This is a genomic window from Acidovorax sp. LjRoot66, from assembly GCF_964253305.1.
GTDB lineage: Bacteria > Pseudomonadota > Gammaproteobacteria > Burkholderiales > Burkholderiaceae_C > Acidovorax.
Map to the genome: position 1 here is coordinate 1,953,339 of NZ_CAXUQU020000001.1, position 23,273 is coordinate 1,976,611.

Below are 23,273 nucleotides of genomic sequence, written 5' to 3' on the forward strand. Positions count from 1 at the left end.
GCAGGCCGTTGCACGCGCGGATTCCATGCGCGCCATCCGCGAGGGGCTGCTGTGGGTGCTCCCCTGCCTCATGGTTTCGGCGGTGTTCCTGGTGTCGTCGGTGCTCGCGCAGATGCTCGGCCTGCCCACGCAGACCACGGACCTGCTGGCCGGCCTGCATGCCGAGATCAGCCGCATCCTGCCGCTGCTGATCGCGGCCTCCATCGGCTATATGCTGGCCATCCGCCACAGCCTGCCGCGCCTGCCCGTGGCCTTCTTGTGCTTTGTGTACGTGGCGCTGGCCGCCTACCTGCTGCGCGGGCACCCGCGTGCCGCCGCCACGCTGGTGCTGTTCATCGCCATCGCCTCGCCCATCGTCAACGTGCCCCTCATGGCCCGGCTGATGCGGGTGCGCTGGCTGCAGCTGTCGCGCGGCTCGCTGGTCAGCGACAATGTGGAAGATGCCATGAACATGGTGTTGCCCGGTGTGCTCACGGCAGGATTGCTGGTCGTGGTGCTGACGCTGCTGCAGCAATGGTCGGGCCTGGCGCACTGGAGCCTGCCCCTGGATGTGGTGGACCCGGACCGGCCTTACCTGAATGCCGTGGCGATCACGGGCATGAATTCGCTGCTGTGGTTCTTCGGCATCCATGGCTACCATGCCTTGCAGCCGCTGTTCCAGGTGCTGGAGCTGGCCGTGGGGTGGAATGCCATCGAGGTGCTGGCAGACCAGCCACCGCCCTACCTGCTCAACGCCGGCCTGCTGGGGGCTTTCGCCTTCATCGGCGGGGCGGGGGCCACCCTGTCGCTGGTGGTGGCCGTGCTGTGGCGTGCGCGCAGTCCCGGCCTGCGCCTGCTGGCCCTGGCCAGCTTGCCCATGGCCCTGCTGAACGTGAATGAGCTGCTGCTGTTCGGCATTCCCCTGATACTGAATCCGCGTCTGCTGCTGCCGTTCATCCTCGTGCCGGCCGTCAACGCCTGCCTGGCGCTGGGCGCCGTGCAGGCGGGCTGGGTGCCGGTGGCCACGATGGCAATGCCGCTGAATGCCCCCGTCCTCTTCAACGCCTACGCCAGCACCCAGGGCTCCTGGCCAGCGGTGGTGCTGCAGCTGGCACTGGTGCTGCTGGGGGCCTGCATCTACGCGCCGGCGGTGCGGGCGCTGGAGCGCCACAACGCCACCACGGTGCACCTGCCGGGGCTGGACACCACGTTCTCGCGCCTGCAGGAGCAGGGCCGCCTGTATGCCAGCGACCCGGTGGTCCTGGCGCAGCAGCGGCAGGCCGGCCGCGAGGAGCTGCTGGCCCAGGTGCGCCGCATGGGCGAGTACGAGTTCTTCTTGGAGTACCAGCCCCAGGTGTCGCCACGCACGGGCGAATGCGTGGGTTGCGAGGCGCTGCTCAGGGCCCGCGATGGCCGGGGGCGCACGCAGTCACCGGGGGCTTTTCTGGCGTGGCTGACCGAGGCCGGGCTCATGAAGGATGTCGACCTGTGGGTGGCCGACGCGGCCCTGCAGCAGTACCGGCGCTGGCGCAGCGCGGGCTTCGAGTTGCCCATCTCCATCAATGTCACCGGGCCCACGCTCATGTCGGCAGCGCACTGCCAGCGGCTGGTGGCGTTGATAGCGCCTGCCGGCGGCTGCATCAGCGTCGAACTCACCGAGGATGCGCTGGCCGCCGACATGGGCCAGATGCGCGACGCCATCGCCCGCATCCACGCCGTGGGCGCCCAGGTGGCCATCGACGACTTCGGCACCGGCTATTCCTCGCTCAGCTACCTGCACGCCTTTGCGGTGGACACCATCAAGATCGACCGCAGTTTCGTGGTGGCCAGCGCCGACCCCCGGGGGGCTCGCCTGCTGCAGGGCCTGCTGCATTTCTGCCAGAGCCTGGGGGTCGCCATCGTGGTGGAGGGGGTGGAGACGCTGGAGCAATTGCAGGTGCTGCCCGGCGACATGGACCTGCAGGTGCAGGGCTGGTACTACGGCCGCGCGATGGGGGCCGACGAGCTGCCGGCCTTCGTGCAGTGCTGTACGCTGGCCACCGCCGAACAGGACGCCAGCTCTGCCTCAGTCTCCTAAAAGTTCTCCCACCGCCTTGAGGTCCTCCACCCGGTCGCAGACCGCCTTCACGGCCATCATGACCGGGATGCCCAACAGCAGCCCCCACAGCCCCCAGAGCCAGCCCCAGGCGAGCACGCTGACGAACACGGCCACCGGGCTCATGCTGCTGGTGCGGCTGGTGAGCCAGGGGGTGAGCAGGTTGCCGATGAGGGTGTGGATGACCAGCGATGCGCCGCCAATGGCCAGGGCCATGTCGATGGTGCCGAACTGCAGAAAGGCCACCAGCGCCGACGCGCCGGCCGTCAAGGCCGAACCGATGTAGGGCGCGAGGTTGAGCACGCCGGCCACCACGCCCCACACCGCCGCATTCTCCAGCCCCAGCGCCCAGTAGGCGCAGCCCGTGGCCACGCCCACCAGGATGCTGGTGAACACCTGCACCAGCAGGTAGCGCTGGATCTGGCCGGTGATGTCGTCGAGCACCTGCATGGTGATGTTGCGCCGCTCCAGGCTGCTGCCCGCAATGCGCACCAGCTTCTGGCGGAACAGGTTGCCCGAGGCCAGCGCGAAGTAGGTCAGGAACACCACCACGGTGAGCTGGCCCACGGCCGATACCAGGCCCATGGTGCCGCTCCACAGGTAGTCGCGGATGTTGAAGGGCGGGCGCTCCACCACCACGCGCTGCACGCCGCGCCGCGCGGGGGTGGCGGCGCTGTTCTCGGCAGCAGCCTGTTCGATCTGGGCAGCGGCCTTCTGCATCGTGTCCAGCGTGCTGGGCATGCCCGCGCGCGCGCGCAGGTTGTCGCGCACCTTCTTGGCCGCCACGGGCAGCGAGTCCACCAGTTGCACCGCCTGGTCGCTCAAGGACCAGGCCATGCTGGCCATGCCCCCCACGATGGCGATGAGCAGCAGGGCCGCGCCCAGCGGGCGCGGCAGGTGCCAGCGGCGCAGGATGTTGACGGCAGGGCGTAGCGCCGTGGTCAGCAGCAGGCTCAGCATCAGCGGGATGAACACCGCGCTGGCCCAGTGCAGCAGGGCCACGCCGGCGAACAGGGCCAGCAGCGCCAGGGACATGTTGCGCACGTCCACCGGCATCTGCAGCATCAGCTGGGTGGGCGTGGCAGGCGCCGCCATGGCGGGCGGGGCGGGCAGGGTCGGGTGCGCGGCTGCTGCCAGGGTGGCGGCATCGGGCGGGCTGGCCATGCGTTCTGGCCCGGCTTCGGGTTGCGGATCGGCGGCGCCGGGCGTTGCCTGCGCCCCCCCCGGCGCTGTGCCGTCGCACGTGTCGGCAGCTGGCGGCTGCTGCGGCAGGGCCGTGGGTGGAGCGTTGGGGTGGGAGGGGGCAGGCACGGCGGTCATGCGGGGATTGTCACGCACTGTGAGCAAATGTTGTGTAGGTGCCGGCGCCAACGCGCTGGCCGCGCAAATGCAGCCCAATTGCCCCGCTATTCGCGCCATGGAGGCGCCACCGGGCCGCTAGCATGGCTGCATGCAAGTTGAACCATTGGCTGGCGGTCTGCCGCAAGGCCCATCCCAAGGACGGCTGCCCGCCGGGCAGTCCGGCATGGCAGCGACCGCGCGCGGCGATGTCCGTGCCCGAAACGCCCTGCACCGTGTGGTCGTGCCGCTGCTGGCGGTGGCCTCGCTGCTGGCGGCTGGCTGTTCGTCGCTGGACGTGCCGCGGGCCGACAACTACCCGGCATCGAACCAGAAGAAGGCACGCGCCGTGCACCACTGGGACGTGCTGGCCGACGATGTGGCCACGCGCATCACCGGCAAGATCCGCGACTGGCCTGCGGGCGAACACCCCATCTATGTGTCCGCCTCGGGCGACACCAGCTTCAACAACGGCTTTCGCAAGCTGCTGATCACCCGCCTGCTGGACCGGGGCGTGGTGCTCACCAACCAGCCCTCGGCTGTCACCCTGGCGTTCGAAACCCAGCTGGTGCAGCACCCGGGCCGTGTCTCCAACAGCCTGCCCATGCCCTGGACCCGGCTGGCCCTGGGCGTGGGTGTGGCGCGCGACTGGGCCCACCGTGCGCCCGGCGCCGGCTCCATCGTGGCCGGGACGATCGCCATCGGGGCGCTGGCCGATGCCGCGCAGTACACCACCGACGGCCCCGCCGCAGGCGGCCCCACACGCACCGAGGTGCTTATCACCACCTCGCTGGAAAGCGGCGACCGCTACCTGGCCCGCACCTCCGACGTGTACTACATCGAGCAGGACGATGCCGTGCTCTACCAGGTGCAGCAGCCGCCCGCTCCACCGCCGCCGCCGCCACCGCCCACCCCGGTCAAGACCTGGCAGGTGGTGAGCCCGCCGGTGATGATGATGGTGGCGCCATGAAACGTCGCACCCTGCTGCGCACGGCCGGCGGGCTGCTGCCGGTGTTGGCCCTTTCGGGCTGTGCCTCGTATTACTACGGCGACAAGGCCGGTGGCAGCGGTGGCGGGCTGATGGACCTCATCACCCCCAGCACCATCGAACGCAACCACCGCGCGGCCGATGCGCTGCTGCTGCAGGCTCCGCTGGACCCGCAGCATGCCGTGCTGGTCGCCACGCTGGTCAACGTGGACCGGCTCAATGAATCCTCGCGCCTGGGGCGCATCTTTTCCGAGCAGATCGGCTCGCGCCTGGTGCGGCGCGGCCTGCGCGTGACCGAACTCAAGCTGCGCGAGGACGTCGCCATGCAGCGCACCGGCGAGTTGCTGCTTTCGCGTGAAGTGCGCGAGGTGAGCCGCGCGCACGATGCACAGGCCGTTGTGGTGGGCACCTACGCCGTTTCGACCACCACACTGTTCATCAGCCTGAAGATCGTGAACCCCGTGGGCAACACCGTGGTGGCCGCGCACGACTATGCGATGCCGGTGGACGAGAACGTGCGCTCGCTCCTGGCAGCGCGGTAGGCCTCGGCCGGGACCGTCGGGAAATCTTCTTTACAGCAAAAAGCCCCGCACGGCGAAACCGGCGGGGCTTTGTCATTCGTGCGCAGTCCGGCGTTGCCGGGCTAGGGATCAGTGCAGCATGAGTGCACCGGCGTTCTTGCTCTTGCCAGCGCGGGCAGGCGGGTTGCACAGGCCGCAGGTGTAGTGGCGGTTTTCATAGAGTTCGGTCACGAACTGGCCCTTGCAGTCAGAGCACTGGGTGCGGGTGAGCATGCCTGCGTCCACGAACTTCACCAGGCGCCAGGCGCGGGTGAAGGACAGCAGGGGTTCGATCTCGGCCGTGGTGACCTGCTCGTTGTACAGGCGGTAGGCCTTGGTCAGCAGTTCCACCGAATCCAGGTCCACGCCCTTGGACAGGTATTCGTAGATGTTCAAAAACAGCGAGCTGTGGATGTTCTCTTGCCAGGTCAGGAACCAGTCGGTCGAGAAGGGCAGTTGGCCCTTGGAAGGCGACTTGCCGGCGATCTCCTTGTACAGGCGGATCAGGCGTTCATAAGACAGCGTGGTCTCCGACTCCAGCACCTGCATACGGGCCCCCATGCCGATCAGCATCGCAGCGCGCTCGATCTGCTTGGATTCGTTGAGGACGCTCTTGGCTGGGGCTTTGGCGGCAGGCGTGGTCATGGCGGGCTTTCGAAAGGGGCGGTGAACAGGAAGGGCTGCAGGAAGGTGCGGTGCTTCAGAGCACTTCCGACACGCGGCTGGCCATCAGGATGTTGGCGTGCAGGGTGTTGGTGGCTTCGTTGCCCACCTTCTTGGCCGTGTGGTTGGTCAGCAAGCTCCACACCAGGTTGTCGTCCACGCGGAAGCTGCAAAGAAGCGTGTTCCGGGAGGCCAGTTTCAGCACTTGTGCGGCCGACAGCGATGCCAGAATATCGGCAGCGTCTTCGTTCATGCCCAGACGGAACACTGCTTCTGCCTTGTCGTGGCGAATCAGGTTCTGCGCCAGCATCAGGTAGGTCAGGTTGGCTTCGCGGATTTCGGCGAGCAGTTGTTCGTTGGTCATGGCAGGGTTCCTTTGTTCCAGTTCCGGGTCTTCGCCTTGCCATGCTGTTTGCATGTTTTGCGTGATCCGTTGAAATGGATTGTGAAACCGGGCCAATCAAAAATTAAGTCAGCGTTGCTCTGTGCAGCGTGTCTGGTTCAGGGGTGGTGCGTGTAGGAATTTGCCTTACAAAACACCAAGCCCCGGTCCTGCGCCCCAGAGCGCTGCGGCCTGCTGCCGCCAGGTGGTCAAACCGCCCCCAACCCTGCTCAGCCGCGTTCCACCGGGCGCGAAGAATCGCTCACCCATTCGCTCCAGCTGCCGGCAAAAAGCGATGTTTTTCCGAGTCCGGCGACTTCCATGGCGATCAGGTTGGGCAGCGCGCTCACACCGCTGCCGCACTGGTGCACCACGCCGGTCGGATCGCGGCCTGCCAGCAGGGCGTCGAACTCGGCGCGCAGCACGGCTGCGGGCTTGAACTTGCCATCGGGGCCGATGTTGTCCACGAAGGGGCGGTTCAAGGCGCCGGGAATGTGGCCGGCCACCGGGTCCAGCGGCTCCACCTCGCCCCGGTAGCGGGGCGCAGCGCGTGCGTCGACCACCGTCTGGCCGGGTTGCTGCAGGTTGGCCAGCACATCGCTGGCCGTGGCCAGGCGGCGCAGCGGCTCCTTGAGTTCGAAGTTGGACTGGAAGTGCGCTGGTTCTTCACCGCTGGCGACTGCGCCGCCCGCGGCCTGCCACGCCTGCAGGCCACCGTCGAGCACGGCCACGGCATCGTGCCCGGCCCACTTGAGCATCCACCACAGGCGGCCGCAGTAGTTGGCCCGCTGGCGGTCGTACACCACAGCCTGCATGCCATTGGCAAAACCCACGCTCGACAGCCAGATGGCAAAGCGCTCGCGGCTGGGCAGCGGATGGCGGCCGCCCGATGCGGGCATGTCCGCCTCCTGGGCCGTCAATACGGTGCCGGAGGCGCCGGGCGCGCCGTGCTTTGCACTCAGGTTCTCGTTGAGATCGGCATACACCGCGCCGGGAATATGCGCCTGCGCATACTGCTGCGCGCCTGCGCTCGATTGCATCAGGTCGAAGCTGCAGTCGAACACCATCAGCGGCGCGCCGCTGGCGATCAGGGTTTGCAGTTCGGTGGCGGAGATCAGGGTGGTGTAGGTCATGGCAGCGGTTGGGGCAATGGCGAAGGGAATGCCTTGCATTGTGTCAATGGTTGGCGTCCACAGTCGTATCAATGTTCTTCAGCCGGGGCTCCGGGGGCCGCGCGGGCGCGCAGCACGGTGGCCGCGATGCCGCTGCCCACGATGAGCACCATGCCCGCCCAGGCGATCGGGGGCAGGTCATCACCGAACAGCGTCACGCTGTAGATGGCCGCGAAGACGATGCCCGAATACTGCAGGTTGGCCACCACCAGCGTGCCGCGCTGCGTCTTGGCGCTGGCGTAGGCCCGGGTCATGCACAACTGGCCGCCAGCGGCCAGGATGCCGATGGGCAGCAGCCACAGGGCCTGCCAGCCCGGCCACACCGAGGTGCCCGTGAACAGCAGGGCCACGCCGCCGGCCACCGCCGAGCCCACCGCGAAATAGAACACCGTGCGCGATTCAGGCTCACCCAGGCGCGAGAGGGCCACCACCTGCATGTAGGCAAACGCGGCCGACAGGCCCGACATCAGCCCGATCATGCCGGCGAAGGCCTGGTTCTGGTCCAGACTGGGGCGCAGCATCATCACCACGCCGACGAAGCCCGTGAGCACGGTGACGATCAGCGTGCCCTGCAGCGCCGGGCGCGGCGTGGCGGCCGAGGGGCGCCACGCCAGCAGCGTGCCGCCGACCAGGAAGGCGGCAATCCACACGCTGCTCATGTAGTTCAGGGTCATGGCAGTGGCCAGGGGCAGGTGGGCAATGGCATAGAACCAGGCACCCAGCGACATCACCCCCACCAGACTGCGCCAGGCGTGCATGCCCGGGTAGGCGGTGCCCAAGGTGACCTTCTGCGAGCGCGCCAGCAGCCACAGGATGGCCATGCCGATGAGGCCGCGGTAGCAGACCAGTTCGGCCGAATTGAAATAGGCCGAAGCGATCTTCACGCACACCCCCATGCTCGCAAAGAGGAACGCGGCCAACACCATCCAGAGGGCTTGCATGGGGAAATGGAATTCGAAAGTGAAAATAGCTGCCGTGCTTGAAGGCCAAGCAATGGCAGCTATTGTAATGAGAGCGCTTTGGGCAATGGCCGCTATTCGGCGGCGTTTACCTTGCTGTTCCGGTTTTCAGCGCTGGGGGACTGCCTCGCCCATGGCGTTGCGGTACCACTCGTGGAAGTGCTGCATGCCGTCTTCCATGGGACTTTGGTAAGGGCCCACTTCGTTGTCGCCGCGCGCCAGCAAGGCCTTGCGGCCGGCGTCCATGCGCTCGCCGATCTCGTCGTCCTCGATGCAGGTCTCCATGTAGGCGGCCTTCTGCGCCTCGACGAACTCGCGCTCGAAGGCGGCGATCTCCTCGGGGTAGTAGAACTCCACCATGTTCAGCGTCTTCGTCGGACTGATGGGGTGCAGTGTGGAGACGGTGAGCACGTGCGGATACCACTCCACCATGATGTGCGGGTACAGCGTGAGCCAGATGGCGCCGTGCTTGGGCGGCTTGCCGCCGCGGAAGGCGAGCAACGCCTCGTGCCAGCGCTCGTACACGGGGCTGCCGGCCTTGCCCAGGCGGTTGGCCACGCCCACGGTCTGCACCGAGTAGTTCTTGCCGAACTCCCAGCGCAGGTCGTCGCAGGTCACGAAGCTGCCCAGGCCCGGATGGAAGGGGCCTACGTGGTAGTCCTCCAGATAGACCTCGATGAAGGTCTTCCAGTTGTAGTTGCACTCGTGCAACTCCACGTGGTCGAGCACGTAGCCGCTGAAGTCCAGGTCGGCGCGCGGGCCCATCTGGGCCAGGTCGGCCGCCACGTCGCAGCCGTTGTCCTCGAACAAAAGGCCGTTCCATTCGCGCAGCGGGTAGTTGTTGAGGTTCAGGCAGGGGTCGTCGGCAAAGTGCGGCGCACCCAGCAGTTCGCCCTTGGCGTTGTACGTCCAGCGGTGCAGCGGGCACACGATGTTGCCGCCCGCGCTGCCCTTTTGCTGCGTGTGCAGCGAACCGCGGCCCTTGAGCATGACGGCCTGGCGGTGGCGGCAGACATTGGAGACGAGCTCCACCCCGCCCTGGGCATTGCGCACCAGGGCACGGCCCTCGGCCTCGTGAGGCAGGGTGTAGTAGTCGCCCGCGTTGGGCACGGACAGTTGGTGCCCCACATAGCGGGGCCCGCGCTGGAAGATGGTGTCCAGCTCGCGCTGGAACAGCGCTGGGTCAAAGTAGCTTGAAACTGGTAGTTGGCTTGAGGCCTGCTGCAGTTGAAGACTTAAATCAGACATGGGTGACCTGACCTAAAGACTCCCCACAGGGAGGTGTGCCACGGTTGGCACATCTGGAAAAAAGAAACCGGCGCATAGGCCGGCTGGACGAGAATGGGATTATAGCCAATGGGGTTATTCGGCGCCCCCATTCCCGCACCCCCCCTGCGTGTATTGGCGCGCTGGCAGCGGTGCGCGCGCCGATGGTGTGGGGTCGGCCGGGCGTGCCTGCCTTCTATGCGGTGGCAACGTTTACCGGCAATGCTCTCCAAACCGGGCCCTGTGCTGCGGCCGCTGGTTCGCTGGGCCTAAAATCGGGGGTTTTTCCATTTGCGGTGCTGCCGCCTCCACCCATGCCCAAGGCCACCGCCACCCCCGCGCCCCCTGCCGAACCCGCCAGCTATGAAGCGGCGCTGGAAGAGCTGGAGCAGCTCGTGGGCCGGATCGAGTCGGGCCAGTTGCCCCTGGACCAGATGCTCGCGGGCTACCAGCGTGGCGCCGCGCTGCTGGCCTTCTGCCGCAAGCGCCTGGATGCCGTGCAGGACCAGATCAAGGTGCTGGACGAAGGCGGCCTGCACGCCTGGACGCCCGAATGAGCGCGGCGCCCGTGGTGAACTCCCCCCTGGACCTGGCTGGCTGGAGCCTGCGGCACCTGGCCCGTGTGGAAGAAGCCCTCTCCCGCTGGGTGGGCGAGGGTGCGCCCGCCGGCCTGGGCGAGGCCATGCGCTATGCGGTGCTCGACGGCGGCAAGCGCCTGCGCCCGCTGCTGGTGCTGGCGGCGGAAGAGGCTGTGTGCAGCGGTGCCGAGGTCGAGGCTTCGGCACACGCCGTGTCCGACGAAGCGGCCCTGCGCGCCGTATCTGACGAGGCCGCCCTGCGGGCAGCGTGCGCCGTCGAGCTGATCCATGCCTATTCCCTGGTGCACGACGACATGCCGTGCATGGACAACGATGTGCTGCGCCGCGGCAAGCCCACGGTGCACGTGCAGTTCGGCGAGGCCCAGGCCCTGCTGGCCGGCGATGCGCTGCAGGCTTTTGCCTTCGAATTGCTGACCCCCGACGACGGCAGCGTGCCCCCGGCAGTGCAGGCCATGCTGTGCCGCCTGCTGGCGCGCGCGGCCGGTTCGGCCGGCATGGCCGGCGGCCAAGCCATCGACCTGGCCAGCGTGGGCGTGGCCCTCACCGAAGACCAGTTGCGCCACATGCACCGCCTCAAGACCGGCGCGCTGCTGCAGGGCAGCGTGATGATGGGCGTGGCCTGCGGCCCCTCGAACGCGCAGGCGCATGAGGCCCTGTCCGACTACGGCGCCGTCATGGGCCTGGCCTTCCAGGTCGTGGACGACATCCTCGACGTGGTGGCAGACTCCGCCACGCTGGGCAAGACCGCCGGCAAGGACGCTGCGAGCGACAAGCCCACCTATGTATCCCTGTTGGGCCTGGCGCCCGCCCAGGCCTATGCCCGCGAGCTGCAGGTGCAGGCCCATGCCGCCCTGGCGCGCAGCGGCCTGGCCGACACCCGCGCCCTGGCCGCCCTGGCCGACATGGTGGTGGACCGCACGCACTGAATGGCACCCCCTGAGTCGCTTCGCGCCTTCCCCCTCTCTCGTCTCGCTGCGCGAGTCGGGAGGGGGACGCCCCCAGCGCGGCGGGGCGGCCCTTGCGCGGGGGCACTGGCCTGGGCAGCGCGGATTGATACGATGCATGACGAAATTACCAGCTCCGCAGATTTGTCTGCAGGCGCTGAATGATCCAACAAAACAGCAATGTCCACGACCTCCTACCCCCTGCTGCAGAACGTGAACGACCCGTCGGATCTGCGTGCCCTGTCGCGCGCCGATCTCAAGGCCCTGGCCACCGAGCTGCGCGCCTTCGTGCTCGAAAGCGTGTCGCAGACGGGCGGGCACCTGAGCTCCAACCTGGGCACGGTGGAGCTCACCGTAGCCCTGCACCACGTCTTCAACACGCCCGAAGACCGGCTGGTGTGGGACGTGGGCCACCAGACCTACCCGCACAAGATCCTGACCGGCCGGCGCGACCGCATGCACACGCTGCGCCAGATGGGCGGCATCTCGGGCTTTCCGCAGCGCGCCGAAAGCCCGTACGACACCTTTGGCACGGCGCATTCGAGCACCAGCATCTCGGCCGCGCTGGGCATGGCGCTGGCGGCCAAGGTCAAGGGCGAGAACCGCCATGCCGTGGCCATCATCGGTGACGGTGCCATGACGGCCGGCATGGCCTTCGAGGCGCTGAACAACGCCGGCGTGGCCGATGCCAACCTGCTGGTGGTGCTCAACGACAACGACATGAGCATCAGCCCACCCGTGGGCGCGCTCAATCGCTACCTGGCCCAGCTCATGAGCGGCCAGTTCTACGCCGCCGCCAAGAACGTGGGCAAGACCGTGCTGCGCCCGGTGCCGCCCCTGCTGGAGCTGGCCAAGCGCTTCGAGCAGCAGGCCAAGGGCATGGTGGTGCCTGCCACGCTGTTCGAGAAGTTCGGCTTCAACTATATCGGGCCCATCGACGGCCACGACCTCGATTCGCTGATCCCCACGCTGGAGAACATCAAGAGCCTCAAGGGCCCGCAGTTCCTGCACGTGGTCACCAAGAAGGGCCAGGGCTACAAGCTGGCCGAGGCCGACCCCGTGGCCTACCACGGCCCCGGCAAGTTCGACCCGGCCGTGGGCCTGGTCAAGAGCACGGCGACCCCCAAGCAGACCTTCACCCAGGTGTTTGGCCAGTGGCTGTGCGACATGGGCGCGCAGGACCAGCGCCTGGTGGGCATCACCCCCGCCATGCGCGAAGGCTCGGGCATGGTGGAGTTCGAAAAGCGCTTTCCCGAGCGCTACTACGACGTGGGAATTGCCGAGCAGCATGCCGTCACCTTTGCGGCCGGCATGGCCTGCGAGGGCCTGAAACCCGTGGTGGCCATCTACTCGACCTTCCTGCAGCGCGGCTACGACCAGTTGATCCACGATGTGGCGCTGCAGAACCTGCCCGTGGTGTTCGCGCTCGACCGTGCCGGCCTGGTGGGGGCCGATGGCGCCACCCACGCCGGTGCCTACGATATTCCCTTCGTGCGCTGCATCCCCAACATGAGCATGGCCTGCCCGGCCGACGAGCGCGAGTGCCGCCAGTTGCTCAGCACCGCCTTCGCGCAAAGCCACCCTGTGGCCGTGCGCTACCCGCGCGGCAGCGGGGCCGGCGTGGCGCCGCTCGCGGGCCTGGAAGGCCTGCCCTTCGGCAAGGGCGAGATCCGCCGCGAGCGCAAGGCCGCTGGTGGGGCGCAGGGCCCGCGCATCGCCATTCTGGCCTTCGGCACGCTGCTGTACCCCGCGCTCGAGGCCGCCGAGGCGCTCGACGCGACGGTGGCCAACATGCGCTGGGCCAAGCCCATCGACGTGGAGTTGCTGCGCGAAGTGGCCGAGCGCCACGACGTGCTGGTCACGCTCGAAGAAGGTGCCACCATGGGCGGGGCCGGCAGCGCCGTGACCGAGGCGCTCAACGAGGCCGGCATCGTGCGCCCGGTGCTGCAACTGGGCCTGCCCGATGTGTTCATCGAGCATGGCGACCCGGCCAAGCTGCTGTCGCTGCAGGGGCTGGATGCGGCGGGCATCGAGCGCGCGGTACGCGCCCGCTTCCTGGCCTGAGAGGCCCACGGCTTGAGAAGTGCGGCCCTGGGCAGTCCCGCTGCGCGGGTGCTGTCGAAAACCCGCACAGCCCGTTGGCGGGGCGCCTCCTACAATGCAGGCGCGCTGCATTGATCTGCACGCGTGCCCCTGCGCAGCAATCGCTGCCGCATCCACCCCCGCGGAAACAGGAGACCAGCCGTATGCATCGCCGTTCGCTCATCAAGCACACCGGCCTGGCGGGTGTACTGGCCTCTGGCGTCGCGCCGGCCGTGCACGCCCAGGCCACGCTGCGGTGGCGCATTGCATCGAGCTTCCCCAAGTCCTCGGACACCATCTACGGCGGCGCCCAGGTGTTTGCCAAGGCCGTGCGCACCCTGTCGAACGGCAAGTTCGAGATTTCCGTGCACCCCGGTGGCGAGTTGATGCCGCCCTTCGACGTGGTGGATGGCGTGCAGGGCGGTGCGGTGGAGATGTGCCACGCGGTTCCCTACTATTTCTACGACAAGAACCCGGCGTTTGCCCTGGGGTGTGCCGTGCCCTTCGGTTTCAATGCGCGCCAGATGAGCGCCTGGATGCTGCACGGCAACGGGCGCAGGCTCATGAACGAGTTCTATGCCGGGTTCAACATCGTGAGCTTTGCCTGCGGCAACACCGGTACGCAGATGGGCGGCTGGTTCCTGCGCGAGGTGAAGACCCCTGCGGACTTCAAGGGCCTCAAGATCCGCGTGGGCGGCGGGTTGGTGGCCGAGGTCATGCAGCGGCTCGGCGCCATTCCCCAGAGCCTTCCGGGTGGCGAGATCTACCAGGCGCTGCAAAAGGGCAGCATCGACGCGGCCGAGTGGATCGGCCCCTATGACGACCAGAAACTGGGCTTCAACAAGGTCGCGCCGTTCTACTACTACCCCGGCTGGTGGGAGGGCGGGCCCGAGGTGGACCTGTTCGTGAACAAGAAGGCCTACGACGCGCTCACGCCCGACTACCGCTTCATCATCGAGGCCGCAGCCTCCATCGCGCACACCGACATGCTGGCGCGCTACGACGCGCTCAACCCCAACGCGCTCAAGCAACTGGTGGCCGCCAAGACCAAGGTGCTGCCCTTCTCGCAGCTCATCCTGGACGCCGCATTCCGCGCTTCGATGGAAGCCTTTGCGCACAACGACGCGAGAAGCCCCGAGTGGAAGAAGATATACGCCGACATGCGCAACTTCCAGCGCGACCAGATTCTCTGGTTCCGCTTTGCCGAGGCGCGTTACGACACCTTCATGTCGGCGCAGAAGATCTGACGGGCAAGCCCTGATGTGCCTCGCCTGCCGGGGATGCCTGGCACCGTTGCTTGCAGAACCCTGAAGCCCTCTTGCGATAGCCGGGATTTCACGGGAAAACCCGCAAATCTGCAGGGGGGCATGTTCCTACAATGATCTCGGCTGAAACCAGTCCTGGGCTTGCCGCGCACAACGCGTGCTGCCCGGGTTTTGCAATCAAATACATTGGAGAGAACCTCATGGATCGTCGCTCAATCATCAAGAATGCCGGTATTGCTGGCGTGCTGGCCGCAGGCATTGCGCCTGCCGTCCACGCACAGGCCGCCATTCGCTGGCGCCTGGCTTCCAGCTTCCCCAAGTCGCTGGACACCATCTACGGCGGTGCCGATGTGTTCTCCAAGGCCGTCAAGGCCATGTCGGGCGGCAAATTCGAAATCTCCGTTCACGCGGGTGGCGAGCTGATGCCTCCCTTCGGCGTGGTGGATGGCGTGCAGCAAGGCACTGTCGAGATGGCGCACACCGTGCCGTACTACTTCTATGGCAAGAATCCTGCGTTCGCATTGGGTTCGGCCGTGCCGTTCGGTCTGAATGCGCGCCAGATGACTGCCTGGATGATGCACGGCAACGGCCGCACGCTCATGAACGAGTTCTACGCCGGCTACAACATGATCAGCTTTGCCGGCGGCAACACCGGAACCCAGATGGGTGGCTGGTTCCGCAAGGAAATCAAGGCGGCAGCCGACTTCAAGGGCCTGAAGATGCGCCTGGGCGGCGGCCTGATCGGTGAAGTCATGCAGAAGATGGGCGCCGTGCCCCAGAGCATTCCTGGCGGTGAAATCTACCAGGCGCTCGAGAAGGGCACGCTGGATGCCGCCGAGTGGGTGGGTCCTTACGACGACCAGAAGCTGGGGTTCAACAAGGTCGCCCCGTTCTACTACTACCCCGGCTGGTGGGAAGGCGGCCCGGAAGTGGACTTCTACGTCAACCAGAAGGCCTTCGACGGCCTGTCGGCCGAGAACAAGGCCATCGTCGATGCCGCATCGAAGGCAGCCCACGTCGACATGCTGGCCAAGTACGATGCCCTGAACCCCACGGCCCTCAAGCAACTGGTGGCCGCCAAGACCAAGGTGCTGCCTTTCTCGCAACCCATCCTGGAGGCATCGTTCAAGGCCTCGATGGAAGTGTTCGCCGAGAACGACGCCAAGAGCCCCGAGTGGAAGAAGATTTACGCGGACATGCGCTCCTTCCAGCGTGACCAGGTTCTGTGGTTCCGCTTCGCTGAATCGCGTTTCGACACCTTCATGGCTGCCCAGAAGCTCTGAGGTCCGCCAAGGCGTGGCGGCGGTCGCCGCTGCCGCGCCATGGTCCGAAAACCCGCCCTTCATTGGCGGGTTTTTTTTCGCCCGCCTTTCTTGGTCGAGCAGCGCCATGGCACATGCACCCATGCTCTTCGATGGCCAGCCTATCGTGGGAGCGCTGCCCACGAACCCCATGGCGCCAGCTTCCTGCCTGCGCATGTGCCCGTGGTTCGCGCGTGGGGTCAAGTCCCCGAAGCCGCCGCCAGTGGCCCATTTTGTTGTGCGCGCTTCTTGTGCGCGCACAAGCACACAGGCCCAGGTTGGCAGGGCAACGAAGCACGCTGATGCCACGGAGTCGCTGCCTGGTCGCGCCTGGGCAATGAATGCAGGCCGCCAACAAAAAAGCCCCTGCAGGTCCAGAGAGCATGTCTCCATCTGCCGGGGCTGCTGGATGGGGCCGTCATAGTCCCACCCGGTGCTGGTGTATTGCCTACTTCTTGTCGGTGGACATCGAGTCTTGCAGTGCCTTCATCGGGTCATCGGCCCCAGGTGCGGCGTCAGAGGCCGGGGCCGCTGGCGCGCTGCCTTCCATGCCCGCCGTCGGGTCCGCAGCCTCAGGTGCGGTTTGCATGGTGGCTTCCATTTCCTGGCGGACCTTGTCGAGGTCATACACGACCTCCTTGTCCAGCCCGCTGGAGACGATGCCCGGGAACGCAATGACCAGGCCCACCATGATCAGCTGGATGATCACGAACGGCACGGCACCCCAGTAGATCTGCATGGTGGTGATCGGCTGGGTCAGCTTGCCGGTCACCTTGTCTATGTACTCCTTGGTCGGCGCCACGCTGCGCAGGTAGAACAGGGCGAAGCCGAAGGGCGGGTGCATGAACGAGGTCTGCATGTTGATGCCCAGCAGCACGCCGAACCAGATCAGGTCGATGCCCAGCTTGTTGGCCACTGGCGCGAGCAGCGGAACCACGATGAACGACAGCTCGAAGAAGTCCAGGAAGAAGGCCAGGAAGAAGATCATGATGTTCACCACGATCAGGAAGCCCAACTGGCCACCCGGCAGGCCAGTGAGCAGGTGCTCCACCCACAGCGGGCCATCGACACCCTGGAAGGTCAGGCCGAAGATGGTGGCCCCCACCAGGATGAACACCACGAAGCATGACAGCTTGGTCGTGGTCTGCATCGCCTGTTTGAGCAGCGTCATGCTCAGGCGGCCGCGCACCAGGGCCATGATGAATGCGCCCAGCGCGCCCATGGCGCCGCCTTCGGTGGGGGTGGCCACACCGAGGAAGATGGTGCCCAGCACCAGGAAGATCAGCAGCAGTGGCGGGATCAGCACGAAGGTCACGCGCTCGGCCACCCGCGAAAGCAGGCCCAGGCGGGTGATCTTGTTGACCATGGCTGCGACGAACGCCAGGGCCACGCCAAAGCACATGGACACCACGATGGTTTCGTCCAGTGCCACGCGCTCCACCGTTTCGCCGGACCACCAGGTGTGCAGGGCGGGCATGTTCTTGGCTACGTACACCGAAGCGGCCGTGCAGACGATGGTCAGCACCGCCAGCGAGGGCAGGCCGTTGTTGCCGTTGTCTTCGCGCAGGGTGCGGGCTTCGGGCGGCAGTGCCGGTACCCAGTTGGGCTTGAAGATCGCGATCAGGATCACGTACAGGGCATAGAAGCCGCACAGCATCAGACCGGGAGCGAAGGCGCCCTTGTACATATCGCCCACGGAGCGGCCCAATTGGTCGGCCAGGATGATGAGGACCAGGGACGGCGGGATGATCTGCGCCAGCGTGCCGGAGGCAGCGATGACCCCGGTGGCCAGGCGCCGGTCATAGCCGTAGCGCATCATGATGGGCAGGGAGATCAGGCCCATCGAGATCACCGAAGCAGCGACCACGCCGGTCGTGGCCGCCAGCAGGGTGCCCACGAAGATGACGGCCAGGGCCAAGCCGCCGCGCACGGGACCGAAGAGCTGGCCAATGGTCTCCAGCAAGTCTTCCGCCATCCCGCTTCGCTCCAGTATCAGCCCCATGAGCGTGAAGAACGGAATGGCCAGCAAGGTGTCGTTCTGCATGATGCCGAAGATCCGCAGCGGCACGGCCTGCAGCAGGGCTTCAGGCAGTACGCCCAGCTCCACGCCGATGAAGGCGAAGAACAGGCCGCAGGCCCCCAGGCTGAAGGCCACGGGAAAGCCCAACAGCAGAAAGACGATCAGCCCCGCGAACATGATCGGGGCGAGGTTGTGTATGAAGAATTCCATGATTTTTTGGTCCCCGCTCAAGCGGCCTTGTCGGCGGTGTTACCGGTGTTCTTGGCGGCTTCGGACAGGCGGCGGATCGAGTCGGCCAGCTCTTCCTCTGCCGTCTTCTCGGCTTTCTTGGTCGTCGGGTCTTCGATCAGGCCTTGCAGGAAGGCTATGCGCTTGATGAGCTCGGACCAGCCTTGCAGCAGCAGCAGCCCGAAGCCCAGCGGCATCATGAGGTACACAGGCCAGCGCAGGAGGCCACCCGCGTTGTTCGACATTTCGCCCGAGACGAACGCGCGGTAGAAGAACGGAATGCCGTACCAGAGCACGGCCAGGCACACGGGCGTGAGAAAAACGATGAAGCCGAAAATGTCGATCAGGATCTGCTTGCGCTTGGACAGGCGGCCGGAGATGACGTCGACCTTGACATGCTCGTTCTGCAGCAGCGTATAGCCTGCCGCAAGCAGGAACGACGCCGCAAACAGGTACCACTGCACTTCGAGAAAGGCATTGGAGCTGATGTTGAACGCCTTGCGCACGATGGCATTGACGCCGCTGATCAAGGTCGAGGCCAGAATGAGCCAGATGACGTATTTGCCGATCTGGGTACTTAGCCAGTCGACCCCCCGTGAGAATTTAAGTAGAGCCTGCATGGTGTCTCCAATAAAAAGGCTGTGCGTAGGACATGCACGACGCATCCACGGATAGGTGCATGCATCGTACAAACTGTGACAACGGCGCGATTCTACGGAGCACTTTAATGGGAGCCTGACGGCAGTGTGACGGTGTTATCCCTTGTTCCAGCCTCAATTTGATGCTATTAAACATATAGCAATTAGGGTTTCTTCCTAGGCCAAAAACAGCGCCAGACGCGAGACAAGGGGTGGCCAGGCCCAGTGATGCGGGGGTGAACTGAGCCCTGCCCCGGCGGGGGGGGGCCTGGGCTCATGGCTATCGATGCCATACCTCACAGAGTCTCTTGCCCGCTCGGATGGCCGCGCAGGTAGGTTGCGAAGCACTGTGTGGCGCAACTTGCGGCGTTCGGTGGGATCTCCGATGGGCAATGTGCCTGGCCCCTTCAGGCAGGATGCTCAAAAAGCCGGGGGCCTTTGGCTGCGCTTGGGCTGGGCAAACTGCCACCAGGGCAGCACGGCGCTCATGGACAGCACTTCGCCGCAGTGCATGGGCGCATAGCCGGGCAGCGCCGCCATCTGCGCCTGCCAGGCAGGGGTCTGCAGCAGGTCGCGCAGCGCCTGGGTGGCCGGCTGCTCCAGTGTCGACTTCAGGCAGGCCAGGTGGTAGCGCTCCTGTACCAGAGGCACGAAGCCCAGCCCCCGGGCATGGGCCGCCAGTTCGATGCCGATGCCCACGTCGGCGGCGCCCGCCGCCACCGCCTGGGCCACGGCCGTGTGCGAGGGCTCATGGCGCTCATAGCCTTGCAGGTCGCCAGGGCCCAGATCCGATTGCGCCAGCAGGTCGTCCAGCAGCACCCGCGTGCCAGTGCCCAGGGGCCGGTTCACGAAGCGCACGCCCTGGCAGGCCACGTCGGCCAGTGTCTGCAGGCCCAGCGGGTTGCCCCGCGCGACGATCAGCCCCTGGGTACGCTGCGCAAAGCCGATGATCTTGTGGCGCCCCGGCCGCAGCAGGGGCTTGTAGGTGCGGGCGGCCAGCGAATCGGCGGCGGGGGCCTCCCGGGTGTGGAAGCCGGCCATCGTGCAGCGGCCTTCGTTGAGCGCCCGGATCGCGTCCACGCTGCCGGTGAAGCGGATATCGAGGTGCAGCGCACCGGTCTCGCCCGGCGTGGCAGCGTAGGCTCGCAGCGCAGCGAGGGCATCGTCATGGCTGGCATACATGGTGAGCACATGCGCCTGGTCGTCGAAAGCCACAGCAAAGGCGCGCTCCAGGTCGGCATGAAGGGCGGCGATCTGCGGCGCCAGGCGGGCCTGGGCCTGGCGCTCGGCCCATAGCAGCTTGGCGCCGAACTCGCTGAGCTGGGCGGATTGCCCCTTGCCCCAGATGATGAGTTCGCCCCCCAGCTGCTCCTCCCAGCGCTTGAGGGCGCCCCACACGTGGCGGTACGACAGCTGCAGGGCGCGCGCCGCGCCGGAGATGGAGCCTTCCTCGGCCACTGCCTGCAGCAGTTCGGGCAGGGGGTTGCGGATCTGGGCGTCGCCCGCGTTGCGGCTGAGCGTGTAGTGAAGTTGGACCCTATGCACGGACGTTCATATCGCTGGAGATGGAGGAGGTCTCTACGATAGCCCAAGCATGTCCACCCTGACGCAAAGCGCCGCCACCGCCCTCGAACTCACGCTGTCTGCCGACCCGGCGCTGTGGACCATCGTCGGCCGTTCCCTGTCGGTCAGCGCCACGGCCTGTGCGCTGGCGTGCGCCGCGGGCCTGGTGCTCGGGGCCTGGCTGGGCGTGGCCCGTTTCGCGGGCCGGGGCGCGGTGCTGGCGGTGCTCAACACCCTGCTGGCCGTGCCCTCGGTGGTGGTGGGGCTGGTGGTGTACCTGCTGCTGTCGCGCAGCGGCCCGCTCGGTGCCCTGGGTTGGCTGTTCAGCTTCAAGGCCATGGTGCTGGCCCAGGCCATCCTGGTGCTGCCGGTGGTCACCGCGCTCACGCGCCAGGTGGTGGAAGACGCCGAACGGGCCCATGGCGAGCAGCTGCGCTCGCTGGGCGCCGGCACGTTGCTGCGCAGCCTGCTGCTGGCCTGGGACGAGCGCTATGCGCTGCTCACCGTGCTCATCGCCTCGTTCGGCCGTGCCATCTCCGAGGTCGGCGCGGTGATGATCGTGGGCGGCAACATCGATGGCTTCACCCGGGTCATGACCACGGCCATCGCGCTGGAAACCAGCAAGGGCGACCTGCCCCTGGCGCTGGCGCTGGGCCTGGTGCTGCTGGGTGTGGTGCTGGCGCTCAACGTGCTGATCGCACTGCTGCGCCGCTGGCGCGAACGCGTGGACGGCGGCACGTCCGACGCCCTTGTGGGGGTGGCGGCATGAGGCATCCGGCGCCCCTTCCCATGGCCGTGCCTGTGACTGTGCCTGTGGCCTCCCCGCTGATCGACCTGCACGGCGTGGCCGTGCGCTATGGGCGTGTGCAGGCGCTGGCCGACATCGACCTGCGCATTGCCCCCGGTGAGCGCGTGGCCCTGGTGGGTGCCAACGGCAGCGGCAAGAGCACCCTGCTGCGCGTGCTGCATGGCCTGGTGGCACCCAGTGCCGGCCAGATGCAACGCGATGCCACGCAGCGCCAGGCCATGCTGTTCCAGCGCCCGCACATGCTGCGCACCAGTGCCCGGAACAACGTGGCGCTGGCGCTGTGGCTGCGCGGCACGCGCTGGCGCGATGCGCGGGCCCAGGCGCTGGCGGCACTGCGGCGCGTGGGGCTCGAAGCCATTGCCCTGCAGAACGCGCGCACCCTCTCGGGCGGCCAGCAGCAGCGGGTGGCGCTGGCGCGGGCCTGGGCCCTGCAGCCCGGCGTGCTGCTGCTCGACGAGCCCACCGCCAGCCTGGACCCGCATGCCAAGCGCGAGGTCGAGGGCCTGATGGCCGACCTCGCAGCCAGCCCTGCCGATGGCAGCGCGCAGGCCGTGACCATGGTCTTCAGCAGCCACAACCTGGGCCAGGTCAAGCGGCTGGCCAGCCGCGTGGTCTACCTGGAGCAGGGCCGCATCGTGGCCGACCTGCCGGTGCACGAGTTTTTCAACGGCCCCTTGCCAGAGGCCGCGCGTTTGTTCGTCAAAGGAGAAATCGGATGAGACACCACCACAAGACCCCACGCAGCCGCCTGCCGTTCGTACCCCACGTGCTCGCACTGGCCATCGTCTTCGCGCACGGCGTGGCGTCGGCGCAAACCACGATCACCATGGCGTCCACCACCTCCACCGAGCAGTCGGGCCTGTTCGGCTACCTGCTGCCCGAGTTCAAGAAGGCCAGCGGCATCGACATCAAGGTGGTGGCCCTGGGCACCGGGCAGGCGCTGGACATGGCGCGCCGCGGCGACGCCGATGTGATCTTCGTGCACGACCAGGTGGCCGAGGAGAAGTTCGTGGCCGATGGCTGGGGCGTCAAGCGCTACCCGGTGATGTACAACGACTTCATCCTCGTGGGCCCCAAGGCCGACCCGGCCGGCACGCAGGGCAAGGACATCGTCGAGGCCCTGAAGAAGCTGGCCACCGGAAACGTCGCCTTCATCTCGCGCGGCGACAAGAGCGGCACGCATGCCGCCGAGCTGCGCTACTGGAAGCTCGCGGGCGCCGACGCCGCCAAGGGCAGCGGCTACAAGGAGTGCGGCTGCGGCATGGGCCCGGCGCTGAACATCGCCGCCTCCAGCGGCGCCTATGTGCTGGCCGACCGGGGCACCTGGCTCAACTTCAAGAACCGCGCCGACATGGTGGTGCTGGTGGAGGGCGACACGCGCCTGTTCAACCAGTACGGCGTGATGGTGGTCAACCCGGCCAAGCACCCCCAGGTCAAGGTGCAGGACGCGCAGAAGTTCGTGGACTGGGTGGTCTCGCCCGGCGGGCAGGCCAGCATCGCCGGCTACAAGATCGGCGGCGAGCAGCTGTTCTTCCCGAACGCCGGCAAGTAGGGGTGGGCCCGCGCCATGCACCGGTGGATGTACTGGGCCCTGGCGACGGGGGCCTTGCTGGCCATGGCGGGTTGCAGTAGCCCGCCCGCCGCGCCGCCCACGGCGCTGCAGGTCTATGCCGCAGGCAGCCTGCGCGAGGTGTTCACCGAGGTGGTCGCCGCGCACCAGGCGCGCACCGGCCAGCCGGTGGAACTGAGCTTCGGCGCCTCGGGCCTGCTGCGCGAGCGCATCGAGCAGGGTGCGCCGGCCCAGGTGTTTGCCTCGGCGGACACGCAGCACCCGGCGCGCCTGGCGGCCCGGGGCGACTGGCAGGCGCCCGTGGTGTTCGTGCGCAACGGCCTGTGCGCACTGGCCGGCGAACGGGTGCAGGTGGCTTCCGCCACGCTGCTGGCGACCCTGCTGCGGCCCGACATCCGCGTGGGCACCTCAACACCCCTCGCCGACCCCTCGGGCGACTATGCCTGGGAGCTGTTCCGGCGTGCCGATGCGGTGCAGCCGGGGGCCTTCGCCGTGCTGGACGCCAAGGCATTGCAGCTCACGGGCGGTGCCCAGTCGCCCAAACCGCCTGCAGGGCGCGGCACCTATGCCTGGGTCATGGAGCAGGGGCAGGCCGATGTCTTCCTGACCTACTGCACCAACGCCATTGCCAGCCAGCGCGAACTGCCGCGCCTGCAGGTGGTGCAGGTGCCTCCCGAACTGCAGGTGGGCGCGGCCTACGGCGTGTCGGTGCGTGCGGACGCACCGCCCGCCGCCCATGCATTCGTGCAGGCCCTGCTCTCGGAACCGGCCCAGGCGGTGTTCAGGCGGATGGGCTTTGCGGCGCCCTGATACGGATTTGCCTTCAACCGTATAACGTCGTTGGTTCGCCTTG

Annotated in this window: 21 protein-coding genes; 12 read left to right on the forward strand and 9 right to left on the reverse strand. The window is 67.0% G+C overall.

Annotated features, from left to right (window positions below; translation table 11 throughout):
- Window positions 1-25: 25 nt before the first annotated feature.
- The gene (locus ACSQ3Y_RS09095) at window positions 26-2,056 is read left to right on the forward strand and encodes an EAL domain-containing protein (protein WP_436180097.1); all 2,031 of its coding nucleotides are present in this window, start codon (window positions 26-28) and stop codon (window positions 2,054-2,056) included.
- Here the strand turns inward: ACSQ3Y_RS09095 and ACSQ3Y_RS09100 are convergent.
- Window positions 2,045-3,394, reverse strand: a complete 1,350-nt coding sequence (locus ACSQ3Y_RS09100; RefSeq protein WP_436177044.1) for an AI-2E family transporter — start codon at window positions 3,392-3,394, stop codon at window positions 2,045-2,047. The genes ACSQ3Y_RS09095 and ACSQ3Y_RS09100 overlap by 12 nt on opposite strands.
- A gap of 205 nt (window positions 3,395-3,599) precedes the next feature.
- Here ACSQ3Y_RS09100 and ACSQ3Y_RS09105 point away from each other — a divergent pair, with 205 nt between their 5' ends.
- Both ACSQ3Y_RS09105 and ACSQ3Y_RS09110 read left to right on the forward strand, forming a co-directional pair.
- Window positions 3,600-4,382, forward strand: coding sequence for a hypothetical protein (locus ACSQ3Y_RS09105; RefSeq protein WP_436180098.1), 783 nt, complete (start codon window positions 3,600-3,602; stop codon window positions 4,380-4,382).
- On the forward strand, window positions 4,379-4,942 hold the full coding sequence (locus ACSQ3Y_RS09110) for a FlgO family outer membrane protein (protein ID WP_436177045.1): 564 nt from the start codon (window positions 4,379-4,381) through the stop codon (window positions 4,940-4,942). Before ACSQ3Y_RS09105 ends, ACSQ3Y_RS09110 begins: the two co-directional genes overlap by 4 nt.
- Window positions 4,943-5,050: 108 nt before the next feature.
- On the opposite strand, the gene flhC is transcribed toward ACSQ3Y_RS09110, so the two are convergent.
- The 5 genes from flhC to ACSQ3Y_RS09135 all read right to left on the reverse strand — a co-directional run bounded on the left by flhC (window position 5,051) and on the right by ACSQ3Y_RS09135 (window position 9,384).
- A complete protein-coding gene (gene flhC / locus ACSQ3Y_RS09115) occupies window positions 5,051-5,605 on the reverse strand; it encodes a flagellar transcriptional regulator FlhC (protein ID WP_057201271.1) in 555 nt (184 codons plus the stop codon).
- Between the two features lie 55 nt (window positions 5,606-5,660).
- Complete coding sequence (flhD, locus tag ACSQ3Y_RS09120) at window positions 5,661-5,987, reverse strand: flagellar transcriptional regulator FlhD (protein ID WP_007853391.1); 327 nt, start codon at window positions 5,985-5,987, stop codon at window positions 5,661-5,663.
- 248 nt (window positions 5,988-6,235) lie between these two features.
- A complete protein-coding gene (locus ACSQ3Y_RS09125) occupies window positions 6,236-7,138 on the reverse strand; it encodes a sulfurtransferase (RefSeq protein ID WP_436177046.1) in 903 nt (300 codons plus the stop codon).
- A gap of 68 nt (window positions 7,139-7,206) precedes the next feature.
- A complete protein-coding gene (locus ACSQ3Y_RS09130; protein ID WP_179683925.1) occupies window positions 7,207-8,118 on the reverse strand; it encodes a DMT family transporter in 912 nt (303 codons plus the stop codon).
- A gap of 126 nt (window positions 8,119-8,244) precedes the next feature.
- Window positions 8,245-9,384, reverse strand: coding sequence for an aromatic ring-hydroxylating oxygenase subunit alpha (locus ACSQ3Y_RS09135; protein ID WP_436177047.1), 1,140 nt, complete (start codon window positions 9,382-9,384; stop codon window positions 8,245-8,247).
- Between the two features lie 332 nt (window positions 9,385-9,716).
- Here ACSQ3Y_RS09135 and xseB point away from each other — a divergent pair, with 332 nt between their 5' ends.
- From xseB to ACSQ3Y_RS09160, 5 genes are all read left to right on the forward strand, one after another.
- Entirely contained in the window at window positions 9,717-9,959 is a 243-nt protein-coding gene (gene xseB / locus ACSQ3Y_RS09140) for an exodeoxyribonuclease VII small subunit (protein WP_057201267.1), read from the forward strand.
- On the forward strand, window positions 9,956-10,927 hold the full coding sequence (locus ACSQ3Y_RS09145) for a polyprenyl synthetase family protein (protein ID WP_428002159.1): 972 nt from the start codon (window positions 9,956-9,958) through the stop codon (window positions 10,925-10,927). Before xseB ends, ACSQ3Y_RS09145 begins: the two co-directional genes overlap by 4 nt.
- Before the next feature lie 198 nt (window positions 10,928-11,125).
- A complete protein-coding gene (gene dxs, locus ACSQ3Y_RS09150) occupies window positions 11,126-13,009 on the forward strand; it encodes a 1-deoxy-D-xylulose-5-phosphate synthase (RefSeq protein ID WP_436177048.1) in 1,884 nt (627 codons plus the stop codon).
- A 182-nt stretch (window positions 13,010-13,191) separates the two neighbouring features.
- Entirely contained in the window at window positions 13,192-14,274 is a 1,083-nt protein-coding gene (locus ACSQ3Y_RS09155; RefSeq protein ID WP_057264610.1) for a TRAP transporter substrate-binding protein, read from the forward strand.
- Between the two features lie 218 nt (window positions 14,275-14,492).
- A complete protein-coding gene (locus ACSQ3Y_RS09160) occupies window positions 14,493-15,575 on the forward strand; it encodes a TRAP transporter substrate-binding protein (protein ID WP_057264608.1) in 1,083 nt (360 codons plus the stop codon).
- A gap of 466 nt (window positions 15,576-16,041) precedes the next feature.
- Here ACSQ3Y_RS09160 and ACSQ3Y_RS09165 read toward each other — a convergent pair whose 3' ends face one another.
- The 3 genes from ACSQ3Y_RS09165 to ACSQ3Y_RS09175 form a co-directional block, all read right to left on the reverse strand.
- Window positions 16,042-17,823: a TRAP transporter large permease gene (locus ACSQ3Y_RS09165; RefSeq protein WP_436177049.1), complete on the reverse strand. Its 1,782-nt coding sequence runs from the start codon at window positions 17,821-17,823 to the stop codon at window positions 16,042-16,044.
- Window positions 17,824-17,840: 17 nt separating this feature from the next.
- A complete protein-coding gene (locus ACSQ3Y_RS09170) occupies window positions 17,841-18,461 on the reverse strand; it encodes a TRAP transporter small permease subunit (protein WP_057201261.1) in 621 nt (206 codons plus the stop codon).
- A 438-nt stretch (window positions 18,462-18,899) separates the two neighbouring features.
- Complete coding sequence (locus ACSQ3Y_RS09175) at window positions 18,900-20,024, reverse strand: substrate-binding domain-containing protein (RefSeq protein WP_436177050.1); 1,125 nt, start codon at window positions 20,022-20,024, stop codon at window positions 18,900-18,902.
- A gap of 49 nt (window positions 20,025-20,073) precedes the next feature.
- Between ACSQ3Y_RS09175 and ACSQ3Y_RS09180 the strand changes: the two genes are divergently transcribed.
- The 4 genes from ACSQ3Y_RS09180 to ACSQ3Y_RS09195 are packed head-to-tail and all read left to right on the forward strand — an operon-like array spanning window position 20,074 to window position 23,230.
- Entirely contained in the window at window positions 20,074-20,811 is a 738-nt protein-coding gene (locus ACSQ3Y_RS09180) for an ABC transporter permease (RefSeq protein WP_057201259.1), read from the forward strand.
- Between the two features lie 20 nt (window positions 20,812-20,831).
- Window positions 20,832-21,569 (forward strand): ATP-binding cassette domain-containing protein, encoded by a 738-nt coding sequence (locus ACSQ3Y_RS09185; protein ID WP_436177051.1) that lies wholly within the window; start codon window positions 20,832-20,834, stop codon window positions 21,567-21,569.
- Window positions 21,566-22,402, forward strand: a complete 837-nt coding sequence (locus tag ACSQ3Y_RS09190; RefSeq protein WP_436177052.1) for an extracellular solute-binding protein — start codon at window positions 21,566-21,568, stop codon at window positions 22,400-22,402. The genes ACSQ3Y_RS09185 and ACSQ3Y_RS09190 overlap by 4 nt, the downstream gene beginning before the upstream one ends.
- Before the next feature lie 15 nt (window positions 22,403-22,417).
- Window positions 22,418-23,230 (forward strand): molybdate ABC transporter substrate-binding protein, encoded by an 813-nt coding sequence (locus ACSQ3Y_RS09195; protein ID WP_436177053.1) that lies wholly within the window; start codon window positions 22,418-22,420, stop codon window positions 23,228-23,230.
- Window positions 23,231-23,273 lie beyond the last annotated feature (43 nt).